Source organism: Stenotrophomonas sp. (assembly GCF_036662295.1).
Lineage (GTDB): Bacteria > Pseudomonadota > Gammaproteobacteria > Xanthomonadales > Xanthomonadaceae > Stenotrophomonas.
In genome coordinates this window covers 23,309-34,703 of the sequence record NZ_JAVWXA010000023.1, presented here as the reverse complement: position 1 = coordinate 34,703, position 11,395 = coordinate 23,309, and the positions used below count along the sequence as shown (strand labels likewise).

The 11,395-nt window shown below is 70.7% G+C and carries 10 protein-coding genes and 1 tRNA gene; all 11 read right to left on the bottom strand.

The annotated features are described in order from the left end of the window. Window positions 1-1,929, bottom strand: a 1,929-nt coding sequence (locus RSA25_RS06835; RefSeq protein ID WP_332808152.1) for a DUF5682 family protein, incomplete at its 3' end; no start/stop codon positions are given. Window positions 1,930-1,938: 9 nt separating this feature from the next. Continuing rightward, complete coding sequence (locus RSA25_RS06830) at window positions 1,939-3,021, bottom strand: AAA family ATPase (protein WP_332808151.1); 1,083 nt, start codon at window positions 3,019-3,021, stop codon at window positions 1,939-1,941. A 17-nt stretch (window positions 3,022-3,038) separates the two neighbouring features. Further along, window positions 3,039-4,568, bottom strand: a complete 1,530-nt coding sequence (locus tag RSA25_RS06825) for a DUF5691 domain-containing protein (RefSeq protein ID WP_332808150.1) — start codon at window positions 4,566-4,568, stop codon at window positions 3,039-3,041. Beyond that, window positions 4,565-5,917 (bottom strand): SWIM zinc finger family protein, encoded by a 1,353-nt coding sequence (locus RSA25_RS06820; protein WP_332808149.1) that lies wholly within the window; start codon window positions 5,915-5,917, stop codon window positions 4,565-4,567. Before RSA25_RS06820 ends, RSA25_RS06825 begins: the two co-directional genes overlap by 4 nt. Window positions 5,918-6,070: 153 nt before the next feature. Further along, window positions 6,071-6,550 carry a hypothetical protein gene (locus RSA25_RS06815; protein ID WP_332808148.1) on the bottom strand — a complete coding sequence of 160 codons (480 nt, stop codon included), beginning with the start codon at window positions 6,548-6,550 and terminating at the stop codon, window positions 6,071-6,073. Between the two features lie 202 nt (window positions 6,551-6,752). Beyond that, window positions 6,753-6,827, bottom strand: a tRNA-Val gene (locus tag RSA25_RS06810). Window positions 6,828-6,892: 65 nt separating this feature from the next. Continuing rightward, on the bottom strand, window positions 6,893-7,246 hold the full coding sequence (locus RSA25_RS06805; RefSeq protein ID WP_332808147.1) for a PilZ domain-containing protein: 354 nt from the start codon (window positions 7,244-7,246) through the stop codon (window positions 6,893-6,895). After that, window positions 7,243-8,202: a DNA polymerase III subunit delta' gene (locus RSA25_RS06800; RefSeq protein ID WP_332808146.1), complete on the bottom strand. Its 960-nt coding sequence runs from the start codon at window positions 8,200-8,202 to the stop codon at window positions 7,243-7,245. The genes RSA25_RS06805 and RSA25_RS06800 overlap by 4 nt, the downstream gene beginning before the upstream one ends. Continuing rightward, window positions 8,195-8,863: a dTMP kinase gene (gene tmk / locus RSA25_RS06795; RefSeq protein WP_332808145.1), complete on the bottom strand. Its 669-nt coding sequence runs from the start codon at window positions 8,861-8,863 to the stop codon at window positions 8,195-8,197. The genes RSA25_RS06800 and tmk overlap by 8 nt, the downstream gene beginning before the upstream one ends. Beyond that, the gene (mltG, locus tag RSA25_RS06790; protein ID WP_332808144.1) at window positions 8,860-9,918 is read right to left on the bottom strand and encodes an endolytic transglycosylase MltG; all 1,059 of its coding nucleotides are present in this window, start codon (window positions 9,916-9,918) and stop codon (window positions 8,860-8,862) included. Before mltG ends, tmk begins: the two co-directional genes overlap by 4 nt. Before the next feature lie 66 nt (window positions 9,919-9,984). Next, the gene (locus RSA25_RS06785; RefSeq protein WP_332808143.1) at window positions 9,985-11,340 is read right to left on the bottom strand and encodes an aminodeoxychorismate synthase component I; all 1,356 of its coding nucleotides are present in this window, start codon (window positions 11,338-11,340) and stop codon (window positions 9,985-9,987) included. Window positions 11,341-11,395 lie beyond the last annotated feature (55 nt).

The window sequence follows — 11,395 nt, the reverse complement described above, 5'->3', positions numbered from 1 at the left end:
GACCGCAACCAGGCTGCGTCGCCAGGCCTGCTGCCCCGCCTCGTCCTCGCGCAGTGCGATCGCGCGGTCCGCGCCCAGCACCGTGTGCCGCGCGTACTCGGCGCGTTCTTCATCCAGGTCGCCCACCGCAAGCGACAGGCCGATGCAGGCACGCTGCCGCATGCCGTCGAACAGGTGCGCCACCTGCTCGCCATCGGTGCGGCGCACGTTGCCGTAGCGGTACACGTTGGCCAGCGCCGGCAGCGCAGCCAGCAACGCCAGCGGGTCGGCGTCGGTGGCCGCGCGCGCTTCAAGCTCGGCAGCGATCGCACTGACGGCCTCGGGCAGGTTTGCCAGCAATACCTGATCCACCAGCGCCGCCAACGCCGGCAGCTGGGTGGCCTGGCGGGCCTGGTCCAGCGCGCGCTGGCTGGCCGCCGCGGCCAGGGTCTGGCCGAGCCGGCTGGCGTCGATCAGGTCCAGCTGGAAGCGGGGCTGCCAGGCCAGCGTCCACACTTCGTGGAAGGTGCCGCGCGCCGAGTGCCCGGCACGCGACAGCTCGCCCCAGTCGATGCCCAGCAGCGCCAGCCGGTGCAGCAGCTGGCTGCGTTGCAGGTCGGTCTCCCCGCGCAGGTCCAGGTCCAGCGACCTGGCCAGCGCGTCCGGCTTCAGCCGCAGGCGCTTCTGCTGCGCCTCCAGGTCGCGCTGCAGCGGCACCACCGGCACGGCCGGCGGCACGCTGCCCAGCGCGTCGCCCAGCAGCAGCCGCTCGGCGATCAGCTGCATGGGCAGGTCGTCGCCATTGCAGATCACGCTGCGGGTGGCGTCGTTGATCTCCTCCAGGCCGGGCGCGGGGCGCTCGCGCATCGCCGCCAGCGCATCGGCCAGGCGCGCTGCCTCGATCAGGTGTGCCGAAGAGCAGTCCAGCCCGCTCTCGCGCAACAGGCCCGCCACCCGCGCATACCAGCCGATTGCCCGTTGGCCACGCGCACCGGCATTGCGCCACAGGTGGTCGTACCAGCCCGGTGCGTCCACGCCCGCGCCATAGCCACTGCCCGCGCTGAGATGCCGGTAGGTCCACGGCACCCAGGTGGACTGGATGCGGCGCTTGGGCATGCCCTTGAGCAGGCGGTTGTCGGCGGTGGCGCTGTGGGCCGCCAGCGCTGCCTCGTCCAGCGCAGGCACGTGCCAGGCGCCGCACACCACCGCAATGCGCTGGTACTGCCTGCGCGCGGCACGCACGCCGGCACGCATGTGCGCTTCACGCACCGCCTCCTGCGCCGCGCGCGGGCTCGGCCGGGGCGGTGCGTGCGTGCGTACTTCGGCCATGGCCTCGGCAATGGCGGCAAACAGGTCCTGGCCGTCGCCCCGTTCCTCCACCATGTGGTTCCACCATGCCTCCCCATCCCCGTAGCCGGCGGCGCGTGCCAGCCAGTCGAGTGGATCGGCCGGTACCGGCAAGCTGGCCCCGGTGTCGCCCTCCTGCGGCGATGCGGCCGGCGCATCCTCGCCCAGCGCCGCCGCATCCACGCTGGGATCGGTGTCGACGGGCACGGTCAGTGCCGCGTCGTCGTCCTGGTCAGCCTCGTCCTGCGCCTGCGCGCCCGCACTGCGGGCCTGGTGCTGCCACTCCAGCGACATCGCCGCCGGCACATCGATGAACTGCACCGGCACGCCGGCCTGGCGTGCCCATTGCATGGCCTGCCATTCCGGCGAGAACACCGCATACGGATGGAACACGGCCAGCTGCGGGTCGTCCGCGCTGTAGGACAGCAGCGCCACCGGCGGCACCATCGCCGCATCGGCGAGGTGCGTCAGCAGTGCCTCGGCGCCGGCCGGGCCTTCGATCAGCACGCAGTCCGGCTGCAGCGCGTGCAGGGCCGCCAACAGGCTGCGTGCGCAGCCCGGGCCGTGGTGGCGGATGCCAAACAGGGAGACACTCTGGCTCATCGGCGTTGCTTAGGCGTGGTCACGGAAGGCGCGGTACAGATCCTTCCACTCACTGCGTTCCTTCACCACCGTTTCCAGGTATTCGTTCCACACCACCTGGTCCTGCACCGGATCCTTGACGATCGCCCCGATCATGCCGGCGGCCATGTCGGCCGGGCGCAGCACGCCGTCGCCGAAGTGGCCGGCCAGGGCCATGCCGTTGTTGATCACCGAAATCACCTCGGCGGTGGACAACGTTGCCGTCGGCGACTTCAGCTTGGCCTTGCCGTCTTCGGTGACGCCGTTGCGCAGCTCGCGGAAGATCCGCACCACGCGGGCCACTTCCTGCAATGCCGGCGGCTCGGCGGGCAGGTCGAGGGCGACGCCCATCTCGCCCACGCGCTTGGTCACGATCGCGATTTCGTCCTGCTCGCTGGAGGGCACCGGCAGGATCACCGTATTGAAGCGGCGCTTGAGTGCACTGGACAGCTCGTTCACGCCCTTGTCGCGGTTGTTGGCCGTGGCGATCACGCTGAACCCGCGCGTGGCCTGCACTTCCGACCCCAGCTCGGGCACCGGCAGCGTCTTCTCCGACAACACGGTGATCAGCGCATCCTGCACGTCGGCCGGGATGCGGGTAAGTTCTTCGATGCGGGCGATCTTGCCCAGGCGCATCGCGTTCATCAGCGGGCTCGGCACCAGTGCCGCCTCGCTGGGGCCGTTGGCCAGCAGCTGCGCGTAGTTCCAGCCATAGCGGATCTGCTCTTCGCTGGTGCCGGCGGTGCCCTGCACCAGCAGCGTGGAGTCACCGCTGATGGCGGCCGTCATGTGCTCGGAGACCCAGGACTTGGCCGTGCCCGGCACGCCGAACAACAACAGCGCGCGGTCGGTGGCGATGGTGGCCACGGCGATCTCCATCAGGCGTCGGTCGCCGATGTACTTCGGGCTGACCACGAAGCCGTTGTCCAGGGTGCCCCCCACCAGGTAGGTCACCACGGCCCATGGCGACAGTTGCCAGTTGGCGGGGCGCTGCCGCGTGTCGAGGCGGCGCAGCTGGTCCAGTTCTTCCGCGTATTGGTGTTCAGCGTGTTGGCGCAGGACGGCAGTGCTCATCGGGGTTCCAGTGAAGGTCAAAGGGGAGAATGGAAGGCGTGCCGGGCCTGCACGATGCGCTGCAGGTCGTGCGCGCAGTCGCGCATGCTCTCGGTGGCGTCATCAGGCTGGGCCGGCAATGCCACCGCCGCCAGCGCGTCGGGATGCAGCAGCGTGGCCAGTGCCAGCAGGTGCAGGCGCAGGTTGTAGTCGTTGCGCAGCCGCTCGCCGGCAAAACAGGCGCACATGCCCGGCACCAGGCGCTGCGAGTAGGCGGCGGTCAGGGTTTCCCCGGGCGCGCAGGCCGCCAGCACGTCCGACAGCAGACCGGTGCGTGCCAGTTCATCGACCTCGCCGGGCCAGTAAGACTCGCGCTGCTCCACGGGCAGCATCGCCAGCAGCCGTGGCGCGTGCGCGTGCAGGCTGTAGTCGTCCAGCGCCGCCCGCACCCAGTCGGGGTGGCGCGCGTCCATGCGCTCCAGCCAACCGCGCTGCAAGGCGGCTTCCCAGTCGGTGCCGCGTGCCCAGGCCAGCAGTTCGGCCGGGGTCATGCCGGTATGCGCCGGCCACCACGGCAGCGGCACCTGTCGCACCACCTGGTACAGCCACCAGGCGCGCTCGCCCAGCCGGTCATGCGGCGGGCGCTTGGCGTCGATGCCGGCCTCGGCCCACGCGGGGTCGGCCACCTGCGGCGGCTCGCATTCCCAGCGCGTGCGGCGCAGCAGCGCCGTGCGCCGGGTAAGCATGGCCTGCATCCACCCGAGCACGCGCTGGCCGTGGGCGGCACCCGGGCACTGCGCCAACAACGGGCCCACCAGATGGCGTACCTCGCGGCTGCGATCCTTGAGCAGGCCGGCCAGCACGGGTTCATCGGCGGCATCGAGGTGCACGGCCATCGCCTCGACAAAATCCACGCGCTCGCGCGCCGACAGTGTCTTCAGGCTGGCCAGCAGCCGCTCGCGCGCCTCCGCCGGCGCCGACTGACGGGCGTGGAGGAACCACGCCACGCGTTCCTCATGACGGGCACCGTCCCACTGCAACGCGGCCGTCGGGGCGGACGCGATCGCGGCAGGCTCGCCTGCCAGGCCGAAATCCCACGCTGGATTGCACGTGGCCAGCCAGCGCCCGCGAGCGCCCAGCACCGCCAGCAGTGGCGCGCGCAACGCCTGGCTGCGGGCGCCCGCATCCAGCGCCAACGGCAACACCGCGTGCGGAAGGCGGCGGTGCTGCGCGGCAAGCTGCAGGCAGGCCTCGTGGCGCAGCCGCACGTCATGCCCTTGCACGGCCACGCCCCGCGCGAACACGCTGGCCAGCAACGGTGTCCAGGTATGCGCATCGGGCAGCACGTGCGGGTCTTCCCCGGCCGGCGCCCGTGCCGGGGCCGGCGGGCCGGTGCGGACCGCCGCCAGCCCGCACGCGGCCATCGCGCCGACGCTGCGGCTGTAGGCCAGTGCGGCGTCCTCGCCTGCGCCGATCTGCAGCAACAACGCGCCCAGCGCACCGTCGGCGGCAATCGGCTGCGGGCGGTCGATCCCCAGCAATGCAGGGGTGAGCCAGGCCTCGGTCATGCCGCGCTCCTTTCCCAGTAGTGACCATGATCGTTCCAGGCCGACAACGGCAACAACGCACGGCCATCCCATTCGCCCATCACGCACAGCGCGTGGCCGCCGCCGAAGGCCATCAGCGACCAGCCATTGTCCGCATCCACGTGCAGCGGCAGCGCGCCGGCATCGGTGTGCACCTGCCAGGCACCATCGGCCACGTGCACGCGCGCCTTTGCCAACCGCAACGGCACCTGCGGCAACCAGGGATTGACCGCGAACGGGATCGACGCCTGGTCGATCGCGTGCAGGCCATCGGTCGGTGCGGCAGCGCGCACATCGGCCAGCGGCGTCGCACTCGGCGCCAGCGCGCGCAAAGGCACGCTGCCGGGGAAGAAATGCAGGGTCGCGGCGAGCACCTGGTTGCCCGGCCAGATGCGTTCCCAGCCGCGTCCACCATGGGCGAATTCCTGCAGCAGGGCCGGCTGACCACTCTCCAGCCCGTGCAGCCACACCCGGCGCTCGCTCAGACGCCCGGGCAGCTCGGTGATGCACTGGCCCAGCACCTGCCAACGATCGGTCAGCGTCTGCCCGCCGGCGATCACCTCGTCCTTGTCCAGCGGCCAGCCGAGCGCGGCGCGCAGGTCGGCCACACGCGTCGGTGAGAGCGATGCGCGGCGCTGTACCGCATGGTTGAGCAACTGCACCAGGCCCAGCCGCTCGCCCATGTCGGGCAGCCCGGCGATGCCGCGCGCCTCGGCCTCCATCGCGCCCTGCAGCAGCCCAGCCAACGCCGGTGCCTGGGCATCGACCATGCGCGCGGCCATCCGCCGTGCTTCGTCGCGATGATCGGCGCCGAGATTGGCCAGGCCATGCCGGAACTGGTCAGCGATCCAGCGCTCCAGCTCGGCGCAACCCTGTGTGATCCGGCCCCAGCGCGTGGCCTCGCGCTTGGCCACGGCGGCCGCCGCCACCTCCGGTGCAACCGCGGGCGTCGCTGCCGCCCCCTCGCCGGCCGGCGCCTGGCGCGCGGCACGCTCGCGGCGACCGCGCAGCCATTCTTCCACCCAGGCCGGGCGGGCCTGCGGCAGCGGGGCAAAACGCGGGTTGCCCTGCGCATACAACAGCAGCAGTGCCAGCCCATGCTTGCAGGGAAACTTGCGACTGGGACACGAGCACCGGCTGACCAGCGCGGCCAGGTCCACCTGCGCCTGGTAGGGCTTGGCGCCGCTGCCCTGGCACTCGCCCCACACCGCTTCGTCATCGGACCCGAGCAGGCCCCATTTGCCATCCGTTGCCAGTCCACCGGCCGCCTTGCTCGACGACGCATCCGGCGCCAACGCAAGCACCTGCTCGCGCGTGAGACGCACATCCATATCCGTTCCCGACGCTTCCCTACCGTGGTCGGATCATAGCCGGTCCGGGTTACCGTCGCGCAAGCTGGACGACGTAGACGGCCGGGCACAGCGGCACTCCACAAAAGCGGTATCGCATCGCCTGCACCACCGCCACACTGCTTGCCTCGATATCTACGCGGTTGCCATGCGCATGTGCTGCGCGATCTCACGCTCGATCGCGGCGCGGCTCACCGTGGATGACAGGAACAACCTGAGCGCCTCGCCGCTGATCGTGGTTATCTCCAGCGCCGCATCGCCATCCACTGTCATGAAGCGATGGCTGGCCACCGCCGACCAGGGAACCAGCAGCCCCCGTTCGACCTTGGTCAACAAGATGCCGTTTGGCCCGACATCGAACTCTCGCGGACACAGCCAGGTCATCAGGCAAACAAACACGGCAATTGCCGCCGCGAGCACCGGCAAGATCCAAATCCAGGACATCGAGGCCATCAGGGCCTCCTGAAAGCCGGACGCGCTCCTCCAACTGCCCATCAGCCATAGCGCCGTGAACGGGACAAGCAGTGTCAGGAATGTCTTCCGCACCGGTGCGGACAGTGGATTGAAGCGGCCTTGTTGCCGGAGCGATACGCCCCACGGTTCACGCCATTTCATGCAGTCCCGACATCCTGTCAGCCAAGGGCGCGATCGGCCCGTCGGGCTCGATGGTAGGCCCATGCCGATCGCTCAACAAGGGGGCGCGGGAGGGGATCGGCGCTGGGTTGGAATGGCTTGCAGCGAGCGGAGAGGACGTAGCCCGCTGAAACGCAGCCAACAAAAAAGCCGACCCAAGGGCCGGCTTTTTCATGTTTCAGCGTGGTGGGCGGTGCAGGGTTCGAACCTGCGACCCTTGCCGTGTGAAGGCAATGCTCTACCGCTGAGCTAACCGCCCGATGCTGCTGAGCCGCTCATTATAGGGCGGCAAATTTCGACGTCAACGGTTTTCCGAAAATTTCTTCACATCGTGTGCGTGGGCTTGTCCGCGCCCAGGATGCCGGCCAGCAGCGTCTCGATCCGGTTGCGCACGTTCTCGCCCTCGGTGCCTTCGGCCAGCTGCACGCCGATGCCCGCCGCGCGGTTGCCCTGGGCCCCGGCCGGGGTCACCCAGATCACCTTGCCGGCCACCGGCAGGCGCTCGCTGGAATCGGGCAGGGTCAGCAGCAGGAACACCTCATCGCCCAGGAAGTAACGCTTGGGCGTGGGCACGAAGACCCCGCCGTTCTTCACGAAGGGCATGTACGCGCTGTACAGCGCGGCCTTGTCCTTGACCGCCAGCGACAGGATGCCCTGGCGGGCGTTGGTGGCACTCATGCTCTATTCCCCTTTGCTTGCCGCTCGTTGACCTTGTTCCAGGCCAACAACAATTCCACCACCGCCAGGTCGGCGCGCACCGTGGTGCGCAGCAGATCGCGGGTACGGTTGGCCGCGTCGAACCACGCCGCCAGCTTGTTCAATCGATCCGGATCGGTCAAGCCGCCACCGGTGGCCTGGGCCAGCGCCAGGTCGGCGGCGTGGCGCAACCGCAGCGCGGTGTTGTCATCACCGGCCCAGCGCTGGGCCAGCTCCACCGCACCGGCGCGCCCGGCCACCAGCGCTTCCAGGTCGGTGGCCACCTGTTTACGCAGTGCCAGGCCGTCATCGCGCAGCCACGCATCGGCCAGCCCCGGATGGCCGCGGGCGGCCTCCAGCGCCTCGCGCGCGCCGGCCTCGGCATGGCCTTGCGCCTGCAGCCAGGCCAGGGCTTCCTCGCGCGGCGGCAGCTTGAACTCCAGCCGCTGGCAGCGGCTGCGCACGGTCGCCGGCAGGCGCGCCGGGTCGCTGCTGATCAGCCACAGGTAACGGCCCGGCTGCGGCTCCTCCAGCGTCTTCAGCAACGCATTGCAGGCGGCGCGGTTGATGGCATCGGCCGGGTCGACGATCACCACCTGGGCGATGCCGTACTGCGGGGTCAGCGCCAGCTTCTGGGAGATCTCGCGGACCTGCTCGATCACGATCTCGGTACGCAGCTTGTCGCCGGACTTGTTGGCGATGAACGACACCAGCTGCAGGTCCGGATGGGTGCCGGCCGCGATCAGCTGCGCACTGCGCCGCGCCGCCGCCGGTTCGCCGGCGCACAGGATGTGCTGGGCCATGCGCAGCGCCACCGCGCGCTTGCCCAGCCCGGCCGGCCCGCAGATCAGCAGGCCGTGGCCCAGGCGGCCGGCATCCAGCGCGGCCACGGTCTGGTCATAGGCGCGCTGCTGCCACGGGGAAAAGGTCTCACTCATCGCAGGCCTCCTGGGCCAGCCAGGCATCCACCGCCGCCACCACCGAGGCCGCCACCCCGGCCTGGTCCTGGCTGGCATCGATCAGGCGGAAGCGCTGCGGGTCGGCGCTGGCACGCGTGCGGAACACCTCGCGCACCCGCTGGAAGAAATCGTCCTGCTCGCGCTCGATGCGGTCCGGCCACAGGTCGCGGCCATTGGCGCGGGCCCGGCCCACCGCCACGTCCACGTCCAGCAGCAGGGTCAGGCCGGGCAGCAGGCCCACCGCGCGCCGCTCCAGGTCGGCGATCCAGGCCGGGTCGAGGCTGCGCCCGCCGCCCTGGTAGGCGTAGCTGGAATCGGTGAAGCGGTCGCTGATCACATAGCTGCCACGGCGCAGGGCCGGGGCGATCACCTGGCGCACGTGCTGGGCGCGCGCGGCGAACACCAGCAGCAGTTCGGCCTCGGCCGAGAGCGGCTCGGCGGCGATCTCCGCATCCGGGGTGAGTACCAGCGCGCGGATCCGCTCGGCCAGCGGCGTACCGCCAGGCTCACGGGTCAGCAGCACGTCGTGGCCGCGGGCGTGCAATGCCTCGCGCAGGGCGGTGAGCGCGGTGGTCTTGCCGGCGCCCTCGCCGCCTTCCAGGCTGACAAAGCGCGGGTGTCGCAGCAGGCCGGCGGTCACTGTGGCGCCGCCTGGCTGCGCTTCTGGCGCAGTTGCTGCAGGTAACGCGCCACCGCGGCGTTGTGGTCGCTGTAACTGGCCGAGAACGCGTGCGCGCCGCTGCCATCGCCCACCGCCACGAAATACAGGGCATCGCCGGGTGCCGGCTGCGCGGCCGCCTGCAGCGCGTCGCGCCCGGGCATGGCGATCGGGGTCGGGGTGAGGCCGGCGCGGGTATAGGTGTTGTAGGGCGTGTCGGTGGTCAGGTCGCGCTTGCGGATGTTGCCGTCGTAGCTGCTGCCGATGCCGTAGATCACGGTCGGGTCGGTCTGCAGGCGCATGCCGATCTTCAGCCGGCGGGTGAACACGCCGGCGATCTGCGGGCGCTCGCTCGGCAGCGCGGTTTCCTTCTCGATGATCGAGGCCAGGGTCAGCAGTTCGTAAGGCGAATTCAGCGGCAGGTCGTCGGCACGGTCGTTCCAGGCCGCGGTCAGCTCCTTCTCCAACGCCGCGTGCGCGCGCTTGAGCACGTCCACGTCGGTGTCGCCGCGCTGGTAGACGTAGGTTTCCGGCAGGAAGCGGCCTTCGGGGTGCTCGGCGGGCGCGCCGATCGCCTTCATCAGCGCGGCATCGTCCAGGTGGTCGGTGGTGTGCACCAGCGGGTCGGCCCGCTTGAGTGCGGCGCGCAGCTGGCGGATGTTCCAGCCCTCCACGATGGTCACCCGGTGCTGCAGCACGCGGCCCTGGCGCATGCGCAGCAGCAGCTCGCGCGGGGTCAGGCTCGCATCGAGCGCGTACTCGCCCACCTTGAGCTTGCCGGCGGCATCGAGCTGGCGGGCCAGCAATTGCCACTGGGTGTCGCTGCCTTCGTCCACGCCGGCCGCGCGCAGCTTGCCGAGCACCGTATTCAGGCCATCACCGGAGGCGATCACCACGCTGGGCTGGTCGGGGGTCAACGGCGCATCGGCGAAACCGCGCTGGCTGTGCCAGAACCACGCCCCTGCGCCTGCCAGCAGCACGGCCGCCAGCAGCAGCACCGTCAGCACGGCCAGACATCCCCGTTTCGCACCCGCCATGGTCACCTCGAATGGTTTTCGCCGCCGCGCAGCATACCGCGCGACCGTGGCACGCGGCCAAACGGTTCAGTCATCCCGGCCCAGCGCGCGCAGCAGGCCGCGCGCCTTGGCGCGGGTTTCATCCAGTTCCCTGTCCGGGTCCGAATCGACCACGATGCCCGCCCCGGTCCGGAACGCGGCCGTGTCCGCGGCCACCTCTGCGGTGCGGATGAGGATGTTCAGGTCCAGGTCGCCATCGCGGTTGAGCCAGCCGAAGGCACCGGTGTAGGCACCGCGCGCGGTCTGCTCCAGCTCGGCGATGATCTGCATGCAGCGCACCTTGGGGCAGCCGGTGATGGTGCCGCCGGGGAAGGTCGCGGCGATCACCTCGCCGGGTGTGACATCGGCGCGCAGGTGGCCGCTGACGTTGCTGACGATGTGGTGCACGTGGGCGTAGCTTTCCACGGTCATCAACTCGTCCACGACGACCGTGCCGGGCAGGCAGATGCGGCCCAGGTCGTTGCGCTCCAGGTCGATCAGCATCACGTGCTCGGCGCGCTCCTTGGGATGGCCGACCAGCTCCTGGATGCGCGCGGCATCATCGTCGCCGGCAAACCGCGGCCGGGTGCCGGCGATGGGCCGGGTCTGCACGTCATCGCCGTGCACCGAGACCAGCCGCTCGGGCGAGGAACTCACCACCGCCCTGCCCTGGGCCATGAACAGCCCGGCGAAGGGCGCCGGGTTGGCCACCCGCAGCTGGGCATACAGCGCCTGCGGGGACAACGCCTGCGCAAACTGCGCGGCCCAGCGCCGCGACAGGTTCACCTGGAACACATCCCCCGCGCGCAGGTAGTCGATGACCTTGCCCACGCCCCCGGTGAACCGGGCCGGCGCGTCCTCGCCCACCTCCACCGGCGCCTGCCAGGCCGGCAGCGGCGGCAAGGTGGCGGCCACCTCAAGGTCGGCCAGCAGGGTCGTCAGCAGCGCGGCGTGGTCGGTCTCGCACACGGCGTGGTACTGGCCCAGCACGCGGTCGTGCAGCACCGCCGCCGGGCAGCGCAGGGCCAGCGCCGACGGCAGGCCGTCGGCCCGGGTGGGCAGCTGCAGCACCGTCTCGATCTGCCCGGCCAGCTCGTAATCCAGCATCAGCGCCCAGCCACCCCGGAACGGCAGCTGGTTGGCTTCGCGCGGCAGGCGCAGCGCGGCCCAGTGCGCGTCCAGCACGTCCAGGAAGCGGCCAGGATGCCGCTCGCCGTCGGCATCGCGCACCACGCCGTCGGCGTGCAGGGCCAGCGCCTGTCCATTGCCCATCAGCAGCAGGTCCCAGCGCCCCTGGGCGGTGCCCGAGGCCGTGGACTCCATCAGCAACGGATAGCGCGCAGGGGCCACCCGCTGCAGCGCGAGCAGGTCGGTGGTGGCGGGCAGCGATTGGATCAGGAGCATGGCGGGAACACCGGGATGTGCGCGGGGGCCAGATACACCAAGGCCGCCCAGAAGG

Bases quoted from the DNA above. Each gene is read 5' to 3' on its own strand.
- RSA25_RS06830 (WP_332808151.1), bottom strand. From the start codon at position 3,021: ATGAGCACTGCCGTCCTGCGCCAACACGCTGAACACCAATACGCGGAA.
- RSA25_RS06815 (WP_332808148.1), bottom strand. From the start codon at position 6,550: ATGAAATGGCGTGAACCGTGGGGCGTATCGCTCCGGCAACAAGGCCGC.
- RSA25_RS06820 (WP_332808149.1), bottom strand. From the start codon at position 5,917: ATGGATGTGCGTCTCACGCGCGAGCAGGTGCTTGCGTTGGCGCCGGAT.
- mltG (WP_332808144.1), bottom strand. From the start codon at position 9,918: ATGGCGGGTGCGAAACGGGGATGTCTGGCCGTGCTGACGGTGCTGCTG.
- RSA25_RS06825 (WP_332808150.1), bottom strand. From the start codon at position 4,568: ATGACCGAGGCCTGGCTCACCCCTGCATTGCTGGGGATCGACCGCCCG.
- RSA25_RS06800 (WP_332808146.1), bottom strand. From the start codon at position 8,202: ATGAGTGAGACCTTTTCCCCGTGGCAGCAGCGCGCCTATGACCAGACC.
- RSA25_RS06785 (WP_332808143.1), bottom strand. From the start codon at position 11,340: ATGCTCCTGATCCAATCGCTGCCCGCCACCACCGACCTGCTCGCGCTG.
- RSA25_RS06805 (WP_332808147.1), bottom strand. From the start codon at position 7,246: ATGAGTGCCACCAACGCCCGCCAGGGCATCCTGTCGCTGGCGGTCAAG.